We start from the raw sequence: 22739 nt of genomic DNA, 5'->3' as shown, positions 1-22739 counted from the left end.
GAAGGCTCCTATTCGCTGTCGTATCCAGGATGAGCAACCGCTATTCGATGTCGAACCAGGGTGCGCAGGCAGGCGGTGACGTCGGCGGCGCGCCCGTCCAGCTCGCCGGCCCGGATCGCGGCGGCGAGCGCGGCCTCGTCGTCGAAGCCCAGCTGGGTCAGTGCCGCACGGACCTCGCCGTCGCCGGTGTCGAGCAGCTCACGCTCGACAGTGCGCAACACGTTGGCGGCCACCCTGGCGTGGAAGTTCACCTGGCCGGTAGTCGCTTCGCGCACATCGCCTTCGATGAATTCGGCCACCGCCGCGATCAGTTCGGCGGCCGTCGGCCGCCCGTGCAGCGGGTTGCCGGGCGTCATCGCGGCGCCCCGTCGAGCAGGTCGAGCAGATCCCATTCGGTCTCGCAGACCCGGCGCCCGATGGCGGCCAACTCCACCGAGCGGGACTGCCCGCTCAAATGCCGCTCCGCCTGGAATCGGCAGATGACGCCCCAGCGCAGCGTGGCCAGCACCAGCCACCAGTGAAACGCCACCCGGTCGACGCTAGTCCCGCTGGCCTCTTCGTAGGCAACGAGAAAACTTTCTATGCTGCCCAGGCCGCCGGCACCGAGGCTGGGTGGGGCGCCGAACCGCCAGGCCCTGATGCAGAACCACGCCAGGTCTTCGTACGCGTGCCCGACGTGCACCAGCTCCCAGTCCAGCACGGCGGCCAGGTCGGACCCGTCGACGATGAGGTTGCCCATCCGGAAGTCGCCGTGCACCAGGACGGCAGGCGACTCCGGCGGCCGGTGTGCGGCCAGCCAGCGAAACCCCCATTCGAAGATGGCCGTGGTGTCGTTCATGGCGTCGAGGCGCTGGCGCCACTCGTCGAGCTGGTCCTCGTGCGCCAGGCCCGGGCCGTCCGCGTCGGCGCGATGGATGGCGGCGAGTGCCTGCGCGCACTGCCGCAGCAAGTGCTCGCGGCCCGCATCCCCCTCGGCGCCGTCGAACTGGCGCTGGATGCGCCGCACGATGGTCTCGCCCTTGATCTCATCGCAGATAAGAAACGGATTGCCCAGTGCCGCAGTCGAATCAGCGGCGACCAGGATGTGGGGGACGGGTGCGCCCGCTGCCGCCGCGGCAGCCTGCGCCCAGGCCTCCAGCTCCATGCCCGCGTGCACCTCGTCGGGCGGGCCGGTGCGCAGGATCAGCGACCGGCGCTGCCCGCCGGTGACGGATTCGAACGCCCACGTGGTCCGGCTGGCGCCACCGGTCAGCGCCCGCAGGTTGTCGACCGACGTGCCTGCGCCGAGGACCGGTGCCAGCACCGCGGCCAGGTTGCCGGCCAGCTCCGCGGAGTTGACGGTCACTTCTTGCCGAATTTGAACAGCCGCTGGGCCACCCGGCGAATCTGAATCTCCTCGGCGCCCTCGGTGATTCGGTAGCGGCGGTGATGGCGGTAGATGTGTTCGAACTGCTCGTGGCGGCTGTAGCCGAGACCGCCGTAGGTCTGCATGGCGCGGTCGGCGGCATCGCACACCAGGCGGTTGGCGCGGTAGTTGGCCATCGAGACCTTGTCGGAGACCTCCATGTGGTGGTCGCGGTCGAGGTGCCACGCGGCGAATTGCACCAGCAGCCGCACCATCTGGGCCTCGGTCTGCAGTTCGGCCAGCGGCCACTGCACGGCCTGGTTGACCGAGAGCGGCTTGCCGAACACGACGCGGTTGCCGGCGTATTCGGCGGCCCGGTCGATGCAGTACTGGGCGGCGCCCAGGCTGCTGGCCGCCTGCCGAATCCGGTTCTCGTGCAGGAAGGTTTGCGCGACTTCCAGGCCCCGGTCCACTTCGCCGAGCACCGCGTCGCCGGGCACCCGGACGTCGGTCAGCTCGACCTCGCCGTGGTCGGTGGGCATGTTGAACGTCCACCAGTAGTACGGGACGTGGAATCCGGGTGTGTCGGTGGGCACCAGGAACGCGGTGATGCCCCGGGCCGACCCGGGCTCACCCGAGGTGCGGGCGAAGATCAGGTCGTGAGTGGCGCGGTGCACACCGGTGTTGAATCGCTTGGAGCCGTTGATCACCCACTCACCGCCGTCGGCCTTGGCGGACGATTCCAGCCAAGTCGCATCCGACCCGTGCTGCGGCTCGGTGAGCCCGAACGCCATCGAACGCTCCCCGGTGATCAGCGCCTCGGACCATTCGCGGCGTTGCTCGTCGGTGCCGAAGCGCTCCATCATGATCACCTGCGGGAAGTTGCCGACGATCGACGACTCGTTCTGCAGGTCGTTGTGCAGGCCAAGGCCCTTGTGCGCCAGGTGTTCCCGGATGACGGCCATGTCGACGTTACTGCCGTCGCGGCCGCCCAGCGAGGCGGGCAGTCCGTAGCGCAGCCAGCCCGCCTTGTCGGCGCGCCGGCGCATCTCGGAAAGCAGGTCCTCCCATTCGCGGGTGGGGATGCCGTCATTGTCCCAGTCGGTGCGCGCGTGCTCGCGCCGCTGGTCGAAGTACTGGATGTTCTCGCGTTCCAGCGGCTTGATCTCGGCCTCGATGAACGCGTCCATCTCGGCAAGCACTCCCGGAAGGTGTTCTGGCAGAGTGAAATCCACTGTTCTCTCCTAAGATCTCGGTTAGCTGCCGTAAAGGGTTTTCTTCCAGATCGTCGACAAGGTCTTGATCGCGTCCTCGTCGCTGATTTCCACATCCAGGCCGTGGGTGCCCACGAACACGGTGGTGAAGTTCTCGAACAGCAGCGCGATCGCGGCCGCCGTGTGCTGCGGGTTGAGCTCGGTTCCGTAACCCTGTTCCTGGGCGCGGCGCACCGACGCGGCCACGATGTCCATGCCGAAGCGGCGAAATTCTTTCTGCACGGCCGCAAACCGTTGCTGGGTAGTGGCCAGTTGGGCCACGGCGATCATGGTGCCGATGTTCAGCTTGAACATGTCCCAGTACCCGCTGACCACCGCAGTAAAAAAGTCGTCGTTGTCGGTGGGGGCCCCTCCCGCTTGCGGGGGAGAGTCGGGTAGGTGCAGTTTCAGGCCGGACGGCGTCAGCACCTCGTGGAGAAACGATTCCGCCAGCCCGGCCAGCAGGTCTTCCTTGTCGGCGAAGTACCGGTAGAACACCGCGGGCGATCTGCCCGCGGCCGAGGTGATGTCGGCCAGCGTGGTGCCGTGGAAGCCGCGCTCGGCGAACAGTTCGCGGGCCGCCTGCTCGATGGCCTGCCTCGTCTGGCGGCCCTTGGCGGTCAGCAGTTCGGCGGGCATCAGGCCCGGATTCGGTCGCCGGCGCGCAGCAGGGCGCTCGGCAGGTCGTGGCCCACAAGCGATTTCGCGACGTCGGCGGCGGCGATCGCGGCCTTCAGGTCTACGTCGACATCGATGCCGCTGTCGGTCAGCAGGTACACCAGGTCCTCGGTGGCGATGTTGCCGGTGGCGCCCGGCGCGAACGGGCAACCGCCCAGCCCGCCGACCGACGCGTCCAGCCGGGTGACCCCGGCGTTGACCGCGGCGTAGGCGCTGGCCAGGCCGGAGCCGCGGGTGTTGTGGAAATGCCCGCCCAGCGGCAGGTCGCCGATCACCGGAAGTACCTGTGCGATCAGCGAACTCACGCGGCCCGGGGTGGTGGTGCCGATCGTGTCGGCGATCGACAGTCGGTCGGCCCCGCGGTCGCGGGCGGCCGTGGCGATGTCGAGCACGCGCTGCGGCGGGGTGGGGCCTTCGAACGGCGAGTCCCACGCGGTGGCGATGGTGACCTCGACGGTGACGTTGCCGTCATGCGCGATCGCGATGATCTCGCCGATCTGATCGGTGGCCTCGGCGCTGGTGCGCCCGACATTTCGCATGCTGAAGGCGTCGTCGGCGGCCACCACGTACTCGATCGAGCGCAGCCCAGCGGCGACGGCCCGCTTGGCGCCGTTGGGGCTGGCTACCAAGGCGGAGAATTCGATGTCCGGGTAGTCGTGCAGGTGCGCGGCGACCTCGGCCGCGTCGGCCATCGACGGCACCTTGGTCGGCGACACGAACGCGGTGACCTCGACCTCGCGCACCCCGGTGGCGGCCACCGCGGCGAGCAGCTCCAGCTTGGCCGCCAAGGGAATTGGCTTCTCGATCTGCAGGCCGTCGCGCAGCGACACCTCACGAATGTCGACGTGGGTCATAGCACCTCCTCGGCCTTCAGTGCCTCGAGTTCTGCGGCGGTCTTGCCCAACAGGTCGCCGTAGACATCGCTGTTGTGCTGGCCCGGGCGCGCCGAGCCGGCGGTGCGGACGCCGCCGGGCGACTCCGAGAGCACCGGGACCACGCCCGGTCCCAGGACGGGGCGCCCGATGCGTTCGTCGTGGTGCTCGACGAGCATGCCGCGGGCCTGCAGTTGCGGGTCCGCGACCACCTCGGCGACGGTGTTGATTGGTCCGGCGATCACGCCTGCGGCAGAAAGTGTTTCGACGATGTCGCCGGGCTGGCGCTCGGCGGCCCACGCGGCGATGATCTTGTCGAGCTCGTCCTGGTTGCGGCCGCGGGCGGTGTGCGTGGCGAACCGGTCGTCGCTGGCCAGCTCCGGGCGGCCCATGGCCTTGCACAGGCGCGCGAAGACCGTGTCCTGGTTGGCGGCGATCACCACCCAGGAGTCGTCGGCGGTGCGGTAGATGTTGGAGGGCGCGATGCCCTCGAGCCGGGTGCCCGACGGACCGCGCACCACGCCGCCGGCGTCGTAGTCGGGGATCGTGGATTCCTGTACGGCCAAGCATGATTCGGTGAGCGCGACGTCGACCACCTGGCCGTGCCCGGTGACGCTGCGCCGGTACAGGGCGGCCAGTGCGCCCTGGGCGCCGAACATGCCGGCCAGGCTGTCACCCAGCGACAGAGCGAGCCGGGGTGGCGGTCCGCCGGGAAACCCGTTGAGGTGCCGCAGCCCGCTTGCGGCCTCGGCCACCGACGCGTAGCCCGCCTTGTGCGCGTCGGGCCCGGTCTGCCCGTAGCCGGAGACCCGGACCAGGATGATGCGCGGATTGCGCGCGTTGAGCACGTCGTAGCCCAGGTCCCACTTCTCCAGGGTGCCCGGGCGGAAGTTCTCGACGATGACGTCGGACTTGTCGACGAGTTCGAGGAACAGCTCGCGGCCGCGCGGCCGGCGCAGGTCGAGGGTGATCGCTCTCTTGTTGCGCGCGTGCACCGTCCAGAAGACATGCTCCCCGTCGACCTCGGCCTGGCCCCACGTGCGCAGGGGATCGGGGGCGCCCGGCGGTTCGATCTTGATGACGTCGGCGCCCATGTCGCCGAGCAGCCGACCGGCGAACGGCCCGGCGATCAGGGTGCCCAGTTCGAGCACCCGGATGCCGTCCAGCGCACCTGTCATCCGGCGCTCGCGAATTCGTGTCGAATCAGCCAGTCGGTCACGACGTCGACGGCCTCGCGCAGCTTGTCACGCTGATCGGGGCCCGCGTAATAGTGTGTGGCGCCGTGGATTTCGTGCATCTCCTTGTCGGGGTGCCCGATCGCCTCGAACAGCCGGCGGGTGTGGCTGGGCGTACAGGCATCGTCGGCCAGGTTACCGATCACCAGCGCTGGGACCGCGATGTCGCGCCCGCAGTCCACGCCGTCGCCGCGGGCCTCGTCGTAGCTCCACTGCGAGAGCCAGCCACGCAGTGTCGAGAAGCGGGCCAGCCCGACCGGGCCGTTGTTCACCACCTGAGGGTCGCCCAGGTAGCAGGTGCCCGGCTTGCGCTCGTTGGGGTCGACGGCCGGATCCAGCCAGCGCGGGTCGGCCATGGTGCCGTGCACGACGAACCCGAATTCGTCCTGCGGGCGACCTTGCGCTTTCAATTCGGCCAACTTGTCTTTCACCCAGGCGGTGATGCGCCGGTTGCGGTCAATCTGAGCCTGACGGTACCGCGCCAGGAATTCCTCGGTGTAGGGCGGTTGGTTGGGGTTGTCCGGGTTGTACAGGTCGAGCTCGGGATCGCGCTTGGTGGGATCGGATTCGTCGAGGATCGACGCGTCCATCCATTCGGTCAGCGTGCCGTGCCGGCTGATGTGCGCGGCGAGCAGCATGATGCCGTCGGCGGCGGGGAGGTCCAGCTTGGTCAGGTCGGGCCCGTCGCCGGACGGGCTGCTGGTGATGGTCGCGTGCTGGGCCTGCTGCTGGTAGAGCACCGACAGCGAGCCGCCGCCGCTCCACCCGGCCAGCACGACCTTCTCATAGCCCAGCCGGTTCTTCGCGTCCTTGATGGCTTCGCCGAGGTCCTCGACCACCTTCTCCATCAGCAGCGCCGAATCCGTGCCGCGGAACCGGCTGTTGCAGTAGATGACGTGGTGGCCGGCGCGGGCCAGCCCGTTCATCATCGGCAGGTAGGCGCCGCCGCCGATCGGGTGCATGAACATCAGCACGGTGTCCGACGGCTTGTTCTTGGGCTTGAGCAGGTAGCTTTCCAGCACGGTGATCTCGGCCAGGCCGCCGTACACATCCCGAACATCGGAATTGTTCTGGAAGGCAACGAGATACGGAATCCGGTCGTATTCGTGCTTCACGGTTTGCTGCACGGCTTGGCTCATCAGTGTTGTCCTAAATCGTTGGCGAGTACGTCGGCGGACGGCGTCAGCCGCTTGCGGGTGTCGATGGCGATGACCTGCCAGTCGACCCGCGAATGCTCGTCGAATTTGCGCCGGGCGCGTTCCCGGGCCTTTTCCGGTGCGCCGTGGTGAACACCTTGCGGTGCATGGGAAATCAGGCCCGGCGGCATCGGGATGCCGTACAGCGAGCCGCCGTGGAAGAAGGCGATCTCGTCGTAGTCGACGTTGCGGTGATACCAGGGTGTGCGTTCGGTACCGGGCACGCCCTCGGCGGGCTTGGGCAGGAAGTTCATCACGTAGACGCCGGTCGCCTGCATGAACAGGTGGACTGTCGGCGGCAGGTGGACGCTGTCGGAGGTGACCACATTGTAGTCGGCGATGTTGAAGGTGAAGGCGAAGTTGTCGCCGCGCCAGCCCTCGACGTCGAGCGGATTGTGTTGGTAGAACAGCGTTGTCGGGCCGCCCTCGTGGATGAGCCGCACCTCGTACTCGTCGCGGCCATCGTCGTCGATCGGCGCCGGCTCGGGGATGACGGCCTGCGACGGGTCGAACGGGAAGTGCCGCCCGAGCGCGCCGGGGGGAGGGACGCGGAACTCGTCGGTGGCCTCGATCATCAACAACGTGGTTTCGCGCTCCGGCACCTGGCGCCAGGTGCAGGCCTTGGGGATGTAGACCCAGTCGCCGGGCCGGTAGGTCAGCGGGCCGAATTCGGTCTCCAGCAGACCGGCGCCGTCATGCACGAAGCAGAGCAGGTCGCCGTCGACGTGGCGGGCGAAGAAGGGCATGGGCTCGACGCGGCGGCTCAGGTAGATCCGGCAGTCGTCGTTGCTGAACATCAGCAGCGGCCCGCCGTGGGCGTCGGTGGCGTCACCGGGCTTGAGCTCGCTGGACAGCACGTCGATGGGGCGCAGCGGCCCGACTGATCGGTACGCCGTCGGGTCGTTGCGGCGGTAGACGTTGGCCGTCCGCCCGGTGAACCCGCCGCGGCCCAGCTCGTCGTCCTTGAGGCCGTCAAGGTCGGCGTGCAGCCGATGCGGTGTTTTGCCTTTTCGCAGGTGGACGAAGGATTCCATGGAAGACTCCCGGGCTCCGGTGACAAGGAACTGAAAGTGATTTTACTTTTTGTTTCAGCGTCGCACAAGGGGTCTTGCGCGTGTGCTCACGGCGTCGGGTGTGCGCTGAGGGCTTCGGGGGTGCGCTGACGGCCGCGCGCGTGTGCTGACGGTGGGCCCTGTGCGCTCAGGGCGGGAAAACGGCCGAATTCCCGCCGCCGACGCACTCGCAACGCCGCCGACGCACTCGCAACGAGACGACGCCGCTAGTCGCGGACGCGCAGGACGACCTTGCCCTTGGCGGTGCGGTTCTCCATCGACGCGACCGCGGCCGCGGCCTCCTCCAGCGCGAAGACGTCCGGCTGCGGTGCGGGCAGCTTGCCCGAGCTCAGCAGGCTCTCCAGCGCGTTCCACTGCTCGGTCAGCGCCCCGGGGTGCGACCCGGCCCAGGCGCCCCAGCCGACACCGATGACATCAATGTTGTTGAGCAGCAACCGGTTTACCTTGACGGTGGGGATCTCGCCGCCGGTGAAGCCGATCACCAGCAGCCGTCCGCCGGCGACCAGCGAGCGCAGCGAATCGGTGAACCGGTCACCGCCGACCGGGTCGACGACCATGTCGACGCCGCGTCCGTCGGTCAGCTCCTTGACCGCATCCTTGAAACCGTCGGCCAGCACCACATCGGTCGCGCCCGCCGCCGTCGCGATATCGGCCTTCTCCTCGGTGCTGACGACCGCGATGGTCCGGGACGCCCCCAGCACCGGCGCCAGGCGCAGCGTCGACGTCCCGATCCCGCCGGCCGCGCCGTGCACGAGCACCGTCTCGCCCTGCTGCAGGCGGCCGCGCGTGGTCAGCGCGAAATACACGGTCAGGTCGTTGAACAGCAGGCCTGCGCCGGCCTCGAAGCTCACGTTGTCCGGCAGCTTGAACACCCGATCGGGCGCCAACACCGCGACCTCCGCCATGCCGCCGGTGAGCATCGTCAGCCCGACGACGCGGTCGCCGGGACTCACGTGCGACCCGTCGGGCGCCGAACGGACCACGCCGGCGATTTCGGCGCCGAGCACGAACGGCGGTTCGGGCCGGTATTGGTAGAGGCCGCGGGTGAGCAACGCGTCGGGGAACGCGGCACCGGCCGCGTGCACGTCGACCACCACCCCGTCGCCGGTTGGTTCGTCGACCTCGCCCAACTCGATGGCGTCCGGACCGTCTAGCCGAGTTACCTGTGCAGCGCGCATGATCGGAAGCCTACTGTCGGCTCAAAATGCGCCGGCGACCCGCACCACCGTCCATGACGGGACGCTAGCCTTGTTCGGTGCAGAGCGTTCGGCCTGGTCGCTGATGTTCCCGCACGTGCGCCGCGCCAGTGCCGCCGACGCCGCGGCGTGCGTCGATATCTACCGCCCCTACGTGCTGGACACCGCGGTCACGTTCGAGACGGACGTCCCGACGACCCAGGAGATGGCGAGGCGTATCGAGGGCGCGCTTGCAACGCACGAATGGCTGGTACTCGAATTCGACGGCGACATCGGTGGTTACGCGTATGCCCACCAGTTCAATCCGCGTCCCGCCTACCGATGGTCGGTCGAGACCAGCGTCTACGTGGCGGCGCAACGCCATCGCCGCGGTGCCGGCCGATTGCTCTACGACGAACTGCTCCGCCGGCTGCGGCAACACGGCTTCCGGCGGGCGTTCGCCGGCATCGCGCAGCCCAACGAAGCCAGCAACGCCCTGCACCGGGCGTTCGGCTTCGCGCCGGCGGGCCGCTATCGGCGCGTGGGATGGAAGCGGGGGGAGTGGCACGACGTCGAGTGGTGGCAGCTTGACCTCGACGGGCCCGGCGACGAGGCCGGGCCGCCGCGTCCGCTGACTACTTGAGTTCGGACGAGGACAGGCCGAGCAGGCGGCGGGCGACGACGAGCTGCTGGATCTGCTGCGTGCCCTCGAAGATGTCCATGATCTTCGAGTCGCGCGCCCACTTCTCCAGCAACGCCTGCTCGGAATAACCTGCGGTTCCGGACAATTCGACGGCCTTCAGGGTGACGTCGGTGCCCACCCGTCCGGCTTTGGCCTTGGCCATCGACGCTTCTTTGGAGTTGGGGATCTTGTTGTCGGCCTGCCACGCCGCGCGCAGAGTCAGCTGGTAGGCCGATTCCCAGTCAGCCTCCATGCGCAAAAACTCTGCCGCGGCGGCACTTTGGGCATGCGAGGGCCTGTCGTAGGAGATCTCCACCCCGGCCCCGGTCAGGATCTTGCGAAGCTCCTCCAATGCGGCCCGGGCGATTCCGATGGCCATGCCCGCGACCACGGGCCGGGTGTTGTCGAAGGTCTCCATCACGCCGGCGAACCCCTGGCCGGATTCGATTTCCGGCTTGCCGAGCAGGTTTTCCTTGGGAATGCGCGCATTGTCGAACCGGATGACGGCGGTGTCGGAGCCCTTGATGCCGAGCTTGTTCTCCAGCCGCTCGACCGTGACGCCGGGATGCTCCCGGGGCACGATGAACGACTTGATCGCCGGGCGGCCCTGCGACTTGTCCAGCGTCGCCCACACCACGATGTGCGTGGCCCGCGAACCCGCTGTCACGAAGATCTTTTCGCCGTTGATCACATAGTCATCGCCGTCGAGCTTGGCGGTGGTGGACACCGCGGCCGAGTCGGAGCCGAAGCCCGGTTCGGTGATGGCCATCGCGGCCCACACCCGGCCCAGCCGGCTGAGCTGCTCGTCGGTGGCCACGCCGCTGATGGCAGCGTTGCCCAGGCCCTGATAGGGGATCGACAGCATCATCGCGGCGTCGCCCCAGCACGCCTCCAGCGTCTGCAGCACCGCGGCCATGTTGGCGCCGTTGCGGTTTTCTTCCTTGCTCTCACTGCCCCGGAAGGCGTCGGCCCCGGCAAGCTCCAGCGCATTCGATTCGGCGGCCCCGGAGAACAGGCTGGCCAGTGTGTCGAGTTCGACCGGGTAGGCGTGCTCCTTCTCGTCGTACTTGCGGGCGATCGGGCGCATCAACTCCGCGCCGGCCTGGTGGGCCTTGTCGATCACCGCCTGCATCTTGCGGGGCAGTTCGAGATTGATTGCCATGATTGATCTTTCGCTAGAAGACTGAGACGAAGACTTAGATGACGACAACGCCCTCGGCGACGCCGATGGCCCGCAGGTCGCGGTACCAGCGTTCGACGGGGTGTTCCTTGGTGTAGCCGTGGCCGCCGAGCAGCTGCACGCCGTCCAGGCCGATCTGCATGCCCTTGTCCGCGCCGAGCCGCTTGGCCAGCGCCGCCTCGCGGGTGAACGTGAGGCCCTGTTCGGCGCGGGCCGCGCCGCGCCAGGTGATCAGGCGCAGCCCGTCCAGCTCGATGGCGATGTTGGCGCACATGAACGCGACGGCTTGCCGGCGGGCGATCGGCTCCCCGAATGCCTCACGCTCCTTCACGTACGGGATGACGTAGTCGAGTACGGCGTGCGAGGTGCCGACGGCCAGCGCCGCCCAGCCCAGGCGCGACAGCGCGATTGCCTCGGAGAAGTCGTCGTCGGTGGCCTCGTCCTCGCCGAGCCGGGCGCCCAGCGGCACCGTCACCCCGGAGAGTTCGACCTGACCCAGGGCCGCCGCGCGGATCCCCATGCTCGGATCCGCCTTGACGGTAAGGCCTTTGGCCGACGATTCGACGATAAACAGTGCCGGCTTGCCGTCCAGCTGCGCGCCGACGATGAAGAGCTCCGCCTCGGCGGCGGCCGGCACCAGCGACTTGACGCCGTCGAGCCGGTATCCGCTCGGCGTGCGCACGGCCATGGTCTTCAGGCGGGTGGGATCGAACAGCGGCTGTGGTTCGGCGATCGCCACGCACGCCTGCGGAACATGGTCTCCGGCAAACTCTTTCAGATAGGTCGCCTGCTGGTCGGCGCTGCCCCAGTGGGTGAGTGCGGACGCGACGCCACCGGGCGCCAGGATCGGCAGCGCCAGGCCCATGTCGCCGTAGGCCAGCGCCTCGGCCACCAGCACGTTCGTCACGCTGGAGCGGTGCGCGGCAATGCCGTCGAAATCCTCGGGGATGTTGATCGCGGTGATGCCCAACTCGGCGGCCTTGGCGATCAGATCCGGCGGGTAGCTCGCCGCCTCGTCGGCGCCGGCGGCCGCGGGCCGCAGCACCTCTTCGGCGAACTCCTCGAGGGTTTCGACGATCATCTTCTGTTCGTCGTCGGGCGTCAGGTCATAGAAGTCCTTGCCGCTGGACTTGAGCCGGGTCGGCCCGCCGCGGAGGTTCTGGACCTTCTTGAATTGCCGGGACGCGGCGCCGGCGGTGGAGAAGATCGTCTTCGTGCCGTAGCGCAGGCCCCGGTTCAGCGGATCGCGCAGATGGTATTTGTCCAGGAAATCCTGGCCGACGAGCGGGGTGAGCAGCGCCATCGTGATGTCGATTCCCGTGCGTTTGTGGGGTTGCAGCCCGACGCCGGTCTTTCGCCCGCGTCGCTTGACGCGGGAGCGGGAGGTATTTGAGCCGGAGGAAGTTTCCGTCATGTCAGCAGCCTCTGTAGTTGGGGCGATGCAATCCAAAGCCTATCTTACTCCGGAGTAAGATAAAGAGGTCTTGTTAACTACTTCACACCCAGCCGGACGAGCACCTGGTCGTGGAGCAGGCCATTCGTCGCCACAGCGCTGCCCCGGTGGGGGCCCGCCCCTCCGTCGAGTCCGGTGAACGTTCCGCCCGCCTCGCGGACGACGATGTCGAGGGCCGCCAGGTCCCACACCGAAACCTCGGGCTCGGCGGCGATGTCGACGGCTCCCTCGGCGAGTAGGCAATACGAGAAGAAGTCGCCGTAGGCCCGCACCCGCCACACCGCGTCGGTCAGGTCGATGAACCGCTCCCGCAGACCGCACTCCGCCCACCCCGACAGGCTGGAGAAGGAGAGGCTGGCCGAATCCAGCTGCGCCACAGACGAAACCGACAAGCGTCGGGGCGGTGAGCCGTCGGTCGCGACGAAGGCGCCGTCGCCGCGTGCCGCCCACCACCGGCGTCCCAGCGCCGGTGCGCTCACCACGCCGACCACCGGTATGCCGTCTTCGAGCAGAGCGATCAAGCTGGCCCACACCGGCACCCCGCGCACGAAGTTCTTGGTGCCGTCGATGGGGTCGACGATCCACTGGCGCCCGGTGAACGTCGTGGTCCCGCCGAATTCCTCGCCGACGACGCTGTCGCCGGGCCGCTCGCGCTCGAGCGTTTCGCGCATGTCGGCCTCGACTGTCCGGTCGGCGTCGGTGACCGGAGTCAGGTCCGGTTTGGTGTCGACGCGCAGGTCCAGCGCACCGAACCGGCCGCGAGTGAGCGCGTCCGCGCGGTCGGCCAGCGCCAATGCCAGCGTGAGATCGTCCTGACTCATGCAGGCAGTCCTACCACGCGAAAGCAGCTTGTGGCCAAGGCAATACGCATTGACCCTGGTGCGCCGCCACCCCTGGGTGGATACTGTGACTACGAGTTGCAGATAAGCCCGAGGTAGCTGGGAAGATGGCGATGAACGATCTGGTCGACGGCGCCGACGTCGAGGCGCTGCTGCACCGTTTCTACGATCGGGTGCTGGTCGACGAGGTCCTGGCCGAGCCCTTCGCCGAGCTGCGATCCACCGGATTGGATGCGCACATCCCCACCATGTCCGACTTCTGGCAGACCGTGCTGTTCCGCGCGGGCCGCTACCGGGGCAGCGCGCTCAACGTCCACCGCGGCGTGCACGACCGAACCCCGCTGTCCGCCCGGCATTTCGTGCGCTGGCTCACCGTCTGGCGCGAGACCGTGGACGAGATGTATCGGGGGCCGGCGGCGGAGCGGGCCAAGGTGCAGGCCACCAGGATCGCCTGGGCGATGCACCGTCGGCTGACGGGCGTTGATGCGCGCGAACTCGACGAACTCCTCGCGGGCTGAGGGCTTCAGGCAAAGGACGCGTTCGGGTCCGGCTCCGGACCGAACTTGAAGTGGCGCCCGGTGATGTCGGTCGGGGTCACCCGGACGTAGTGCTTCTTGACGTTCGCGGTCCAGGGCATCAGCTCGGCGCGTTCGGCTTCCTCGATCTCCGCCGCGGTTTTCAGCACCCGGGCCCGGCCCCTGACGATCACGCTCCAGCCGTTCGCGACGTCGTGGTCGTCGGCCTCGAACAGCACGACGCTGTTGGCCACGGCGGAGAACAGCTTGGTGCCCTCGGCGGTCCGGAACAGCACGGTCCGCTCCTGCACCACATAGTTCACCGGGAAGATCTCGGGCTCACCGGCAAAAGTGGTGACCAGCCGGCCCAGGGCGACACCGCCCAGCCTGCGCCAACTCTCGTCTGCCGACAGAACGACAGAAGGTTCATCGGTCATCGACCCCACCTTTCCTCGGCGCACCGCGTCCGACGTCGACGCTACGGCGATTTCTGCGACAGGCCCACTCGTGGTCCTAGTCTGGGGGAGTGTGGGAATTCGGTCTACTGCTCCTGCTGGTGGCGGTCCTCGGGGGATTTGTGGCGCAGCGGTTCATCCCGCGGGGCCCGCGCGGTGAGCTGCTGGGCGGCACGCTGCTGGTCACCGGCGTCAGTCCGCGACCGGACGCCGACGGTCAGCAGTTCGTCACCATCGCCGGCGTGATCAACGGTCCGACGGTCAACGAGCATTCGGTCTACGCGCGGTTGGCGGTCAACGTCGACCAATGGCCGACCATGGGGCAAACCCACTCGGTGCTGTATTCGTCGAAGAATCCAGACAACTGGCGGTTCGCGCCGCCGGAACAACCCGCGGGCTAACTCATCCCGCGCACGGTGGGCGTGTCATCACCGTGACCCGGACCCCGTATCGGGGAACGACGAGCGTGGGTCGCCACGGTGGTCGCATGCCGGGCAGGCCCGGTACGCCCGACCCGGATCCGGCGAGCGTGCCGGTTTCTGGCAGATCGGCAAAAGCACTGCGCGACAACGCCGTAACGGGTTCCGTCAGCGGGCCCGTCGTGGGCGCGGCCCAGCTCGCCGGCACCGACATCGAACCGATCGAACCGGCACGGCCCACGGTGACGCTCATATCGCCGAGGCCCGCCGTAGTGGCAAGCTGGGGCGCCGGGACGACCTCGGAGGCGGCCGCGGCGGTGGCGGGCAGCATGTCCAGGTCCTTCTCGGCCCCGATCACCCCGGTCGGGACGGCTTCCATTTTCCAGGTGCCGCTCAGCGAAGTGCCGGTGGCCTGAATGACATTGAGGATGGTCAGGTCCGTCGGGATCAGGGGCAGGGCGGTGGCCGCGGGGGCAGCCGAAACCGCCTGTGGCGCCGCGGTTCCGGCGGCTGAGCCGATATTGGCCGCCTCGACCGAGTCCTGCTGGGCGGCCAGACCCTCCGCGTCGGTGTTCAGGCGCGCCGACGCGAACGGCGTCAACTGCGTGGCCGCCGTCGAGGAGGCGGAGTAGGTGAACATTGCGGTCGCGTCCTGGGCCCAATACTCGGCGTACTGGGCCTCGGTCGCGGCGATCGCCGCGGCGTTCTGGCCGAAGAAATTCGTAGCGATCAATACGGCAAGCCGGATCCTGTTGGCCCCGACCGCTATTGGTGGAATCGTCATCGCATACGCCAGCTCGAATGCCGCCGCAGCGGCGCGCGCCTGCATGGCCGTCTGCTCTGCCTGGTCCGCGGCCATGTGCAGCCAGCTCACGTAGGGTGCGGCGGCGGCGGACATCGCCTCCGACGTGGGCCCACGCCAGTGCAGGCCCGTGAGGGTCGCAAGCACCGACTCGTACACCCCGGCCGCGATGTTCAGCTCGGCCGACACCGAATCCCAGCTTCCCGCGGCAGCCAGCAGCGGGCCCGCTCCGGGACCGGCGTACATCCGGGCGGAGTTGACCTCAGGCGGCAGGAAGACGAAATCCATTGTGCTGCATCTCTATAGCGAGTCGTGCGCCGCGAAGCGCGCCGCGGCGGCTGAAGCTGATGCGGGGGGAGGAGCGCTGGCGGTTACCCGGCGGCCGGCGGGCGTCCCATCACGGTGAGCCGGACGCCATAGCGCGGCGGGGCACCTGCGGCGGCGGCCCGCGAAGCGGCCCCACCGGGCATGCCCGGGTAGCCGGGATAGCCGGACGCCGCCATTGCCTCCTCGGTGCCCGGAATCGTGGTCATGCCCAGTGGTTCGAACGCGGTGACGTGGCTGGTGACCGGGGCGGCCCAGCTCGCCGGCACCGACATCGGCCCGATTGTTCCGGCGCGGGCCAGGCTGACGGTGACATTGCCCAGGCCCGCACCGGCGCCGAGCTGGGGCGCGGCGGTAAGTGCCGGGGCCAACGCGGCCGGGGCCGCCGCAGCCGCGGCCTTGGGCAACACGCCTAGGTTGTTCTCGGCGCCGATGATGCCCGACGCGAACGCCTCCATGTAGTACGTGGAGTTCAGCGTCTGGCCGGTGCCCTGAATCACGTCGAGGATGTCGAGGTCCAGGGGGATGAACGACGACGAGGTCGGCGAGACAGCGAGTTGCGGAGGCGCCTGAATCAGCGCGTTCGCCGATCCGGAGCCGACGGCGGCCGCGTTGGCCCGATTGACCGAGAAGGTCTGGGCCGCTACGCCCGACTCGTTGGTCGTCGGCTGCGGTGAGGTGAACGTCGGCAACTGCGTCAGCGACGCCGAGGAAGCGGAGTAGCCGGACATCGCAGTCGAATCCTGCGCCCAGTATTCGCCGTACTGCGCCTCGGTGGCCGCGATGGCCGCGGTGTTTTGGCCGACGATGTTGGTCGCGATCAGCGACCCCAGCCGGGTGCGGTTGGCGGTGACCGCGGCCGGGGGCACGGTCATTGCGTGCGCGTGCTCGTAGGCGGTCGCGGCGGCCCGGGCCTGTCCGGCCATCTGCTTGGTCTGCGCGGCGGCCGTTTGCAGCCAGCTCATGTAGCCGGAGGCGGTGGCGGCCATCGCCTCGGACGCGGCACCGCGCCACTCCAAGCCGGTGAGTTGGGCAAGCACCGATTCATAACCCTGGGCGGTGGCGGCCAATTCGGCCGACAGCGAATCCCAGCTGCCCGCGGCCGCCAAAAGCGAGCCCGATCCCGGTCCGCTGTACATCCGGGCGGAATTGATCTCTGGTGGCAGAAATGCGAAATCCATTGTGTCACGTCTCCTTTGACGGTGATAGATGAGCGGCGCTGGCGTAGGTGGCCGGAAAAACGTCGGATTGGCGAGGGTCAAAAGTGCCTTGAATCAACCGGAATGGCGGCTCGTCGGCGGGGCATGGGCACGGAGCATCTCGGCTGCCTTCGGTAATGGAACGTGGCAGAAACTCGCGAGGGAAGTATTACGTGTCTAGCGCATTAACGGTGCTAGTCCAGCGAATTCGCAGATATTTGTAAGGCTTTTGGGCAGCAACCGGTTGCCCAATCCGCTATCGCGTTTGAAATTCGCCTATCGGTACCGGCGCGGCAACGGCTACTTGGGGTGGCTGATGTGCAGCAGCTTGGCCACGCTCGGCAGCTTGACGCGAGGACGCCCGTGCGGCTCGCCGGCCGCCCGCTCGTGGCGATCGATGATGTCCCAGTGCGCGGACGTCACCAGCTGCGGTTGGCGCGAGGACAGCCAATCGGTCAGCTTGTCGGCGTGGTCGTCCGGGAAGTCGGCGAGTTCGGCGGCGCCGGTCAGGTCGGCGATCAACGTGTCGACGGTTTCCTGGGAGTCCTTCTTATTGGTGCCGATGACGCCGGTTGGCCCGCGCTTGATCCACCCGACGACGTACTCGTTGCGGCTGCCCTCGACCTTGCCATCGGTGTTCGGAATGGTGGCGCTTTTTTCGTCGAACGGCAGACCCGGGGTGGGCACGCCGCGGTAACCCACCGACCGCACGACCAGCTGCGCGGGGAGTTCCTCGCGTTCGCCGGTGTCCTTGGCCGAGACCCGCCCGCTGGAATCGGTGACCAACTCGTTGCGGCCGAGCACAATTCGCTCGACCCGGTCCTCGCCCTTGATCTCGATCGGGGACGTCATGAATCGGAACACCATGCGCCGGTGTCCCGGACGGGGTTCGCGGTTGGCGTAGTCGCGCAGCACCTTGATGTTCTGCTTGGTCGTCTTGCCGGCGGCTTCGGCGTCCTCGTCGCTGATGTCCTGCAGCTGCGCCGGATCGACGATCACGTCCACGCCTTCGAGGTCGGTCAGCTCGCGCAACTCCAGCGTGGTGAACGCGGTCTGCAGTGCCCCGCGCCGGCCCAAGATCACGACTTCCTCCACGCCGCAAGGCCGCAGCGTGTCCAGCGCGTGATCGGCGATGTCGGTCTGGGCCAGTACCTCCGGGTCGGTGATCAGGATGCGCGCGACGTCGAGTGCGACGTTGCCATTGCCGATGACAACGGCCCGGGCTCCCGACAGATCGGGCGCTATCTCCTCGAAGTTGGGGTGCGCGTTGTACCAGCCCACGAAGTCGACGGCGGCAACGCTGCCGTCCAGGTCCTCGCCGGGAATGCCCAGCGCGCGATCGGACTGCGCACCGACGGCGTAGATCACCGCGTCGTAGTGCTCGGCGAGTTCGGCGGCCTCGACGTGCTCGCCGACCACCACGTTGCCGAAGAAGCGGAACCGCGGGTCCCCGGCGGTCTTCTCGAACTGCTTGCTGATCGACTTGATCTTGGGGTGGTCGGGCGCGACGCCGGAGCGCACCAGGCCCCAGGGCGTCGGCAGCATCTCGAGCATGTCGACGGCTACCTCGACCTCGTCGGAGGCGTCGGCGGTCTTGAGCAGAGAAGCCGCTGCGAAGAACCCCGACGGTCCGGAGCCGACGATAGCGACGTGAAATGGACGCATACCCGAGCCTTCTGTTCGTGCCCGGGCTGCGACGCAAGGGCTGAGATTAGGGCTGGGCGTCGCAGTCGCGGGCGCACATGATGGTCACCCGAATGCTAATGGCTGCGGCCCGGCATGTGGCTGAAGCGGCCCCGCTCGCCACCTGACCAGTCGGTCTCGACCAGGCCGCCGGTAACGTGGGCGGCTGTGGAACCCGACCGTCAAGCCGATATCGCCGCCCTCGACTCCGCGTTGACCACGGTGGAGCGAGTGCTCGACGTCGACGGTCTGCGCAGCCGAATCGAGAAGCTCGAGCACGAGGCCAGCGACCCCAAGCTGTGGGATGACCAGGGCAACGCGCAGCGGGTGACCAGCCAGCTCTCCCACGCCCAGGGGGAGCTGCGCCGCATCGAGGGACTGCGGCAGCGGCTCGATGATCTGCCGGTGCTCTACGAACTCGCCGCCGAGGAAGGCGCCGCCGACGAGCTGGCGGAGGCCGACGTGGAGCTCAAGGCCCTGCGCGCCGACATCGAAGCGGCCGAGGTGCGCACCCTGCTGTCCGGGGAGTACGACGAGCGCGAGGCGCTGCTCACTATCCGCTCGGGCGCCGGCGGGGTGGACGCCGCCGACTGGGCCGAGATGTTGATGCGCATGTACATCCGCTGGGCCGAGCAACACAAGTACGGCGTCGAGGTGTTCGACACCTCCTACGCCGAAGAAGCCGGGATCAAGAGCGCGACGTTCGCCGTGCACGCGCCGTACGCCTACGGCACGTTGTCCGTGGAGCAGGGCACGCATCGGCTGGTGCGGATCAGTCCGTTCGACAACCAGAGCCGGCGGCAGACATCGTTCGCTGAAGTCGAGGTTCTGCCGGTGGTGGAGACCACCGATCACATTGATATTCCAGAGGGCGATGTGCGCGTTGACGTGTACCGATCCAGCGGTCCGGGCGGCCAGTCGGTGAACACCACCGACTCGGCGGTTCGTCTAACCCACGTCCCAACGGGTATCGTCGTGACTTGCCAGAACGAAAAGTCGCAACTGCAGAACAAAGTTTCGGCAATGCGAGTGCTTCAGGCAAAGTTGTTGGAGCGCAAGCGTTTAGAGGAGCGCGCGGAGCTCGACGCCCTGAAAGGTGAGGGCGGCAGTTCCTGGGGTAATCAGATGCGCTCCTATGTCCTACACCCGTATCAGATGGTCAAGGATTTGCGAACCGAGTACGAGGTGGGCAATCCGGCGGCCGTTCTGGACGGAGACATCGACGGATTCCTTGAAGCGGGTATCCGGTGGCGCAACCGAAAAGATGACGACTAACACAACATTTATCGCAGCCTCGGCCGGCCAGCGCTGGCACGATTTCTGGCGCGGCGAGTTCGGTGGCTGGATCCTGGACCAGGGTCTGCACATCGTCATGCTGGTCATCGCGGCGGTGCTGGCGGTCCGCTTCGTTACCTGGGTGGCCCAGCAGGTCACCCGTCAGCTCGACGTCGGCTTCGCCGCCAGCGACGCTCTGGTGCGTTCGGAGGCCACCAAGCACCGCCAGGCGGTGGCGTCGGTGATTCAGTGGGTGTCGATCGTCATCATCGCGATCTGGGTCATCATGCAGATCGCCGACGTGCTGAAGTTTTCCGTCGGCGGGCTCGTCGCGCCCGCCACGGTGCTCGGTGCCGCCCTCGGTTTCGGCGCCCAGCAGCTGGTCAAGGACCTGCTGTCGGGCTTTTTCATCATCGTTGAGAAGCAATACGGCTTCGGTGACCTGGTCTCGCTGACCGTCACGGGGATCAACGCCGAGGCCCGCGGCACCGTCGAGAATGTGACCCTGCGCGTCACCCGGCTGCGTTCCTCGGAGGGGGAGCTGTTCACCATCCCCAACGGTCTGATCGTCAAGACGGTCAACCTGTCCAAGGACTGGGCGCGCGCGGTGGTGGACATTCCCGTCTCGACCAGCGCCGACCTCAACCGGGTCAACGAGGTCTTGCACGAGGTGTGCGACCACGCCATGGACAACCCGCTGCTGGGGGAGTTGCTGCTGGATGCCCCCACGCTGATGGGGCTGGAGAGCATCGAGGTCGACACCGTCACGCTGCGGATGGTGGCCCGCACCCTGCCCGGCAAGCAGTTCGAGGCCGGCCGGCAGCTGCGGGTGCTGGTCGTACGGGCGCTCGGCCGCGCCGGCATCGTCACCGCCGCCGATGCGAGGGTGAGCGTGGTCGAGGACGACCCAGGCGTGCCGGCCGCGCAGGCCGCCGAGGCCGCTCACGAGACGGGCCGAGAGTCGGTGCAACGGTGAAGCTGACCCTCAACGTCTTCGAGAGGCGCGCCGACGAGGACAAGGACAAGAGCTGGCCGGGCCACATGTTCGGTGGGCGGGTCCGCACGTCCACGTTCTTGTTGATCGTGGCGTTTCTGGCGGTGTGGTGGGTCTACGACACGTACCGCCCGGAACCGCCTCCCAAGGCGCCGGTGCCGCAGATCGTGCCGCCGGGCTTCGTCCCCGACCCGAACTACACCTGGGTCCCGCGCAGCCGCGTGCAGCAGCCGCCGCGGGAGAGCTACCCGCCGACGCCGACCACCACGACGACGCCGCCTCCGCCGACAGTGCCCCCGACGACGACCACGACGACCACGACGCCGCCGTTCCAGCTGCCGCAGCTGCCGTGTCTGCTGCCCGCGCCTCTTTGCCCGCCGAGCTCGACCGCGCCGTCGTCACCCCCGCCGCTACCGCAGCCCAGCCCAGGTCAGTAGCCCATCTCCAGGCCACCCGCCGCTCGACCGTCGCGGTCCAGCGAAATTCACCGCTACACTGGCGTGCCGTGATGATCACCCTCGACCATGTCAGCAAGAAGTACAAAGCGGCGGCTCGTCCGGCGCTCGATGACATCAACGTCAAAATCGACAAGGGTGAATTCGTCTTCCTCATCGGCCCGTCGGGGTCGGGCAAATCGACGTTTATGCGGCTGCTGTTGGCCGCCGAGACCCCGTCGAGCGGCGACGTGCGGGTGTCGAAGTTTCACGTCAACAAATTGCCGGGCCGGCACGTGCCGAAATTGCGTCAGGTGATCGGCTGCGTGTTCCAGGACTTTCGGCTGCTCCAGCAAAAGACGGTGTTCGAGAACGTCGCCTTCGCCCTGGAGGTCATCGGCAAGCGCACCGAGGCGATCAACCGGGTGGTGCCCGAGGTGCTCGACACCGTCGGGCTGTCCGGCAAGGCCAACCGGCTGCCGGGCGAGCTCTCGGGTGGCGAGCAGCAGCGGGTTGCGATCGCGCGCGCGTTCGTCAACCGGCCGCTGATCCTGCTGGCCGACGAGCCCACCGGAAACCTCGACCCCGACACCAGTAACGACATCATGGATTTGTTGGAGCGGATCAACCGCACCGGGACGACGGTCTTGATGGCAACGCACGACCACCACATCGTTGACTCGATGCGGCAGCGCGTCGTCGAGTTGTCCCTGGGCAGACTCGTCCGTGACGAAGAACGTGGCATCTACGGGATGGATCGCTAAGTGCGCTTCGGCTTCCTACTCAACGAGGTCCTGACCGGTCTTCGGCGCAACGTCACCATGACGGTCGCGATGATCCTGACGACCGCGATCTCCATCGGTCTGTTCGGCGGTGGTCTGCTGGTGGTCCGCCTGGCGGAGCACTCGCGTGCCATCTACCTCGACCGGGTCGAGACGCAGGTCTTCCTGACCGAGGACGTGTCCGCCAACGATCCTGGCTGCACGGCAAGTCCGTGCAAGCCGCTGCGCCAGAAGATCGAGGGACGCGACGACGTCAAGTCGGTGCGGTTCCTCAACCGTCAGGACGCCTACGACGACGCCATCCGAAAGTTCCCGCAGTACAAGGACGTTGCCGGCAAGGATTCCTTCCCCGCGTCGTTCATCGTCAAGCTGAACAATCCCGAGCAACACAAGGACTTCGACGCCGCGATGCAGGGCCAGCCCGGGGTGTTGTCCGTCCTGAACCAGAAGGACCTGATCGATCGGCTGTTCGCCGTGCTGGACGGTTTGAGCAACGTCGCGTTCGCGGTGGCTTTGGTTCAGGCCGTCGGCGCAATCTTGTTGATTGCCAACATGGTTCAGGTCGCGGCGTACACGCGACGCACCGAGATCGGAATCATGCGCCTGGTCGGTGCCAGCCGGTGGTACACGCAGCTGCCGTTCCTGGTGGAGGCGATGTTCGCCGCTGCCGTCGGCGTGGGTATCGCTGTCGGCGGATTGCTCGTGGTGCGGGCGTTGTTCCTGGACAACGCGTTAAACCAGTTCTATCAAGCGAATCTCATTGCGCGCGTCGACTACGCCGACATTCTTTACATCTCACCGATTCTGTTGCTTCTCGGCGTGTCGATGGCGGCGTTGACGTCGTACGTGACGTTGCGGCTGTACGTGCGGCGGTAG

General features: G+C 67.7%; 24 protein-coding genes. 8 read left to right on the top strand and 16 right to left on the bottom strand.

The genetic code is table 11. The features are described from left to right. Positions 1-8: 8 nt before the first annotated feature. From MRAB57_RS01000 to MRAB57_RS00960, 9 genes are all read right to left on the bottom strand, one after another. Positions 9-356: a DUF6285 domain-containing protein gene (locus MRAB57_RS01000; RefSeq protein ID WP_077085900.1), complete on the bottom strand. Its 348-nt coding sequence runs from the start codon at positions 354-356 to the stop codon at positions 9-11. Further along, a complete protein-coding gene (locus tag MRAB57_RS00995; RefSeq protein ID WP_077085899.1) occupies positions 353-1345 on the bottom strand; it encodes a phosphotransferase family protein in 993 nt (330 codons plus the stop codon). Before MRAB57_RS00995 ends, MRAB57_RS01000 begins: the two co-directional genes overlap by 4 nt. Next, a complete protein-coding gene (locus tag MRAB57_RS00990; protein WP_077085898.1) occupies positions 1342-2580 on the bottom strand; it encodes an acyl-CoA dehydrogenase family protein in 1239 nt (412 codons plus the stop codon). Before MRAB57_RS00990 ends, MRAB57_RS00995 begins: the two co-directional genes overlap by 4 nt. A gap of 21 nt (positions 2581-2601) precedes the next feature. Further along, complete coding sequence (locus tag MRAB57_RS00985) at positions 2602-3237, bottom strand: TetR/AcrR family transcriptional regulator (protein WP_077085897.1); 636 nt, start codon at positions 3235-3237, stop codon at positions 2602-2604. Beyond that, the gene (locus MRAB57_RS00980; protein ID WP_077085896.1) at positions 3237-4130 is read right to left on the bottom strand and encodes a hydroxymethylglutaryl-CoA lyase; all 894 of its coding nucleotides are present in this window, start codon (positions 4128-4130) and stop codon (positions 3237-3239) included. The genes MRAB57_RS00985 and MRAB57_RS00980 overlap by 1 nt, the downstream gene beginning before the upstream one ends. Beyond that, positions 4127-5326: a CaiB/BaiF CoA transferase family protein gene (locus tag MRAB57_RS00975; protein WP_077085895.1), complete on the bottom strand. Its 1200-nt coding sequence runs from the start codon at positions 5324-5326 to the stop codon at positions 4127-4129. Before MRAB57_RS00975 ends, MRAB57_RS00980 begins: the two co-directional genes overlap by 4 nt. Then, entirely contained in the window at positions 5323-6522 is a 1200-nt protein-coding gene (locus MRAB57_RS00970) for an alpha/beta hydrolase (protein ID WP_077085894.1), read from the bottom strand. The genes MRAB57_RS00975 and MRAB57_RS00970 overlap by 4 nt, the downstream gene beginning before the upstream one ends. Next, positions 6522-7613, bottom strand: a complete 1092-nt coding sequence (locus tag MRAB57_RS00965; RefSeq protein ID WP_077085893.1) for a homogentisate 1,2-dioxygenase — start codon at positions 7611-7613, stop codon at positions 6522-6524. The genes MRAB57_RS00970 and MRAB57_RS00965 overlap by 1 nt, the downstream gene beginning before the upstream one ends. Before the next feature lie 245 nt (positions 7614-7858). Further along, entirely contained in the window at positions 7859-8830 is a 972-nt protein-coding gene (locus MRAB57_RS00960; RefSeq protein WP_077085892.1) for an NADPH:quinone oxidoreductase family protein, read from the bottom strand. A 103-nt stretch (positions 8831-8933) separates the two neighbouring features. Here MRAB57_RS00960 and MRAB57_RS00955 point away from each other — a divergent pair, with 103 nt between their 5' ends. Then, a complete protein-coding gene (locus MRAB57_RS00955) occupies positions 8934-9470 on the top strand; it encodes a GNAT family N-acetyltransferase (protein ID WP_077090307.1) in 537 nt (178 codons plus the stop codon). Here the strand turns inward: MRAB57_RS00955 and MRAB57_RS00950 are convergent. The 3 genes from MRAB57_RS00950 to hisN all read right to left on the bottom strand — a co-directional run bounded on the left by MRAB57_RS00950 (position 9463) and on the right by hisN (position 12963). Beyond that, complete coding sequence (locus tag MRAB57_RS00950; RefSeq protein ID WP_077085891.1) at positions 9463-10671, bottom strand: acyl-CoA dehydrogenase family protein; 1209 nt, start codon at positions 10669-10671, stop codon at positions 9463-9465. The genes MRAB57_RS00955 and MRAB57_RS00950 overlap by 8 nt on opposite strands. Positions 10672-10705: 34 nt before the next feature. Further along, entirely contained in the window at positions 10706-12103 is a 1398-nt protein-coding gene (locus MRAB57_RS00945; RefSeq protein WP_077085890.1) for an acyl-CoA dehydrogenase family protein, read from the bottom strand. A 77-nt stretch (positions 12104-12180) separates the two neighbouring features. Next, the gene (gene hisN / locus MRAB57_RS00940; protein ID WP_077085889.1) at positions 12181-12963 is read right to left on the bottom strand and encodes a histidinol-phosphatase; all 783 of its coding nucleotides are present in this window, start codon (positions 12961-12963) and stop codon (positions 12181-12183) included. Between the two features lie 131 nt (positions 12964-13094). Here hisN and MRAB57_RS00935 point away from each other — a divergent pair, with 131 nt between their 5' ends. Further along, positions 13095-13499, top strand: coding sequence for a group III truncated hemoglobin (locus MRAB57_RS00935; RefSeq protein ID WP_108638033.1), 405 nt, complete (start codon positions 13095-13097; stop codon positions 13497-13499). 5 nt (positions 13500-13504) lie between these two features. Here the strand turns inward: MRAB57_RS00935 and MRAB57_RS00930 are convergent, their stop codons facing one another. Beyond that, entirely contained in the window at positions 13505-13933 is a 429-nt protein-coding gene (locus tag MRAB57_RS00930) for a pyridoxamine 5'-phosphate oxidase family protein (protein WP_077085887.1), read from the bottom strand. A gap of 89 nt (positions 13934-14022) precedes the next feature. Between MRAB57_RS00930 and MRAB57_RS00925 the strand changes: the two genes are divergently transcribed. Next, a complete protein-coding gene (locus MRAB57_RS00925; protein WP_077085886.1) occupies positions 14023-14352 on the top strand; it encodes a hypothetical protein in 330 nt (109 codons plus the stop codon). Position 14353: 1 nt separating this feature from the next. Here the strand turns inward: MRAB57_RS00925 and MRAB57_RS00920 are convergent, their stop codons facing one another. The 3 genes from MRAB57_RS00920 to MRAB57_RS00910 all read right to left on the bottom strand — a co-directional run bounded on the left by MRAB57_RS00920 (position 14354) and on the right by MRAB57_RS00910 (position 18360). Continuing rightward, positions 14354-15460 (bottom strand): PPE family protein, encoded by a 1107-nt coding sequence (locus MRAB57_RS00920; protein ID WP_077085885.1) that lies wholly within the window; start codon positions 15458-15460, stop codon positions 14354-14356. An 83-nt stretch (positions 15461-15543) separates the two neighbouring features. Then, on the bottom strand, positions 15544-16677 hold the full coding sequence (locus tag MRAB57_RS00915; RefSeq protein ID WP_077085884.1) for a PPE family protein: 1134 nt from the start codon (positions 16675-16677) through the stop codon (positions 15544-15546). 318 nt (positions 16678-16995) lie between these two features. Next, complete coding sequence (locus MRAB57_RS00910; protein WP_077085883.1) at positions 16996-18360, bottom strand: FAD-dependent oxidoreductase; 1365 nt, start codon at positions 18358-18360, stop codon at positions 16996-16998. 186 nt (positions 18361-18546) lie between these two features. Here MRAB57_RS00910 and prfB point away from each other — a divergent pair, with 186 nt between their 5' ends. The 5 genes from prfB to ftsX all read left to right on the top strand — a co-directional run bounded on the left by prfB (position 18547) and on the right by ftsX (position 22739). Then, positions 18547-19653: a peptide chain release factor 2 gene (gene prfB, locus MRAB57_RS00905; RefSeq protein ID WP_077085882.1), complete on the top strand. Its 1107-nt coding sequence runs from the start codon at positions 18547-18549 to the stop codon at positions 19651-19653. Next, entirely contained in the window at positions 19643-20629 is a 987-nt protein-coding gene (locus tag MRAB57_RS00900; RefSeq protein ID WP_077085881.1) for a mechanosensitive ion channel family protein, read from the top strand. Before prfB ends, MRAB57_RS00900 begins: the two co-directional genes overlap by 11 nt. Then, positions 20626-21084, top strand: a complete 459-nt coding sequence (locus MRAB57_RS00895) for an Rv3103c family proline-rich protein (protein ID WP_077085880.1) — start codon at positions 20626-20628, stop codon at positions 21082-21084. The genes MRAB57_RS00900 and MRAB57_RS00895 overlap by 4 nt, the downstream gene beginning before the upstream one ends. A 71-nt stretch (positions 21085-21155) precedes the next feature. Further along, on the top strand, positions 21156-21845 hold the full coding sequence (ftsE, locus tag MRAB57_RS00890; protein WP_077090306.1) for a cell division ATP-binding protein FtsE: 690 nt from the start codon (positions 21156-21158) through the stop codon (positions 21843-21845). After that, positions 21846-22739: a permease-like cell division protein FtsX gene (gene ftsX / locus MRAB57_RS00885; RefSeq protein WP_077085879.1), complete on the top strand. Its 894-nt coding sequence runs from the start codon at positions 21846-21848 to the stop codon at positions 22737-22739. It begins immediately after the preceding gene.

The organism is Mycobacterium rhizamassiliense (genome assembly GCF_900157375.1).
In the GTDB taxonomy this organism is placed as follows: Bacteria; Actinomycetota; Actinomycetes; order Mycobacteriales; family Mycobacteriaceae; genus Mycobacterium; species Mycobacterium rhizamassiliense.
This window is presented reverse-complemented; position numbering and strand designations above follow the sequence as displayed.

What these genes read in the sequence shown, in the direction of transcription:
- MRAB57_RS00965 (WP_077085893.1), bottom strand. Translation starts at nt 7,613, where the DNA reads ATGGAATCCTTCGTCCACCTGCGAAAAGGCAAAACACCGCATCGGCTG.
- MRAB57_RS00945 (WP_077085890.1), bottom strand. Translation starts at nt 12,103, where the DNA reads ATGACGGAAACTTCCTCCGGCTCAAATACCTCCCGCTCCCGCGTCAAG.
- MRAB57_RS00935 (WP_108638033.1), top strand. Translation starts at nt 13,095, where the DNA reads ATGAACGATCTGGTCGACGGCGCCGACGTCGAGGCGCTGCTGCACCGT.
- MRAB57_RS00960 (WP_077085892.1), bottom strand. Translation starts at nt 8,830, where the DNA reads ATGCGCGCTGCACAGGTAACTCGGCTAGACGGTCCGGACGCCATCGAG.
- ftsE (WP_077090306.1), top strand. Translation starts at nt 21,156, where the DNA reads ATGATCACCCTCGACCATGTCAGCAAGAAGTACAAAGCGGCGGCTCGT.
- MRAB57_RS00930 (WP_077085887.1), bottom strand. Translation starts at nt 13,933, where the DNA reads ATGACCGATGAACCTTCTGTCGTTCTGTCGGCAGACGAGAGTTGGCGC.
- MRAB57_RS00910 (WP_077085883.1), bottom strand. Translation starts at nt 18,360, where the DNA reads ATGCGTCCATTTCACGTCGCTATCGTCGGCTCCGGACCGTCGGGGTTC.
- hisN (WP_077085889.1), bottom strand. Translation starts at nt 12,963, where the DNA reads ATGAGTCAGGACGATCTCACGCTGGCATTGGCGCTGGCCGACCGCGCG.
- MRAB57_RS00975 (WP_077085895.1), bottom strand. Translation starts at nt 5,326, where the DNA reads ATGACAGGTGCGCTGGACGGCATCCGGGTGCTCGAACTGGGCACCCTG.
- MRAB57_RS00985 (WP_077085897.1), bottom strand. Translation starts at nt 3,237, where the DNA reads ATGCCCGCCGAACTGCTGACCGCCAAGGGCCGCCAGACGAGGCAGGCC.
- MRAB57_RS00980 (WP_077085896.1), bottom strand. Translation starts at nt 4,130, where the DNA reads ATGACCCACGTCGACATTCGTGAGGTGTCGCTGCGCGACGGCCTGCAG.
- MRAB57_RS00950 (WP_077085891.1), bottom strand. Translation starts at nt 10,671, where the DNA reads ATGGCAATCAATCTCGAACTGCCCCGCAAGATGCAGGCGGTGATCGAC.
- MRAB57_RS00900 (WP_077085881.1), top strand. Translation starts at nt 19,643, where the DNA reads ATGACGACTAACACAACATTTATCGCAGCCTCGGCCGGCCAGCGCTGG.
- MRAB57_RS01000 (WP_077085900.1), bottom strand. Translation starts at nt 356, where the DNA reads ATGACGCCCGGCAACCCGCTGCACGGGCGGCCGACGGCCGCCGAACTG.
- MRAB57_RS00920 (WP_077085885.1), bottom strand. Translation starts at nt 15,460, where the DNA reads ATGGATTTCGTCTTCCTGCCGCCTGAGGTCAACTCCGCCCGGATGTAC.
- MRAB57_RS00915 (WP_077085884.1), bottom strand. Translation starts at nt 16,677, where the DNA reads ATGGATTTCGCATTTCTGCCACCAGAGATCAATTCCGCCCGGATGTAC.
- MRAB57_RS00970 (WP_077085894.1), bottom strand. Translation starts at nt 6,522, where the DNA reads ATGAGCCAAGCCGTGCAGCAAACCGTGAAGCACGAATACGACCGGATT.
- MRAB57_RS00955 (WP_077090307.1), top strand. Translation starts at nt 8,934, where the DNA reads ATGTTCCCGCACGTGCGCCGCGCCAGTGCCGCCGACGCCGCGGCGTGC.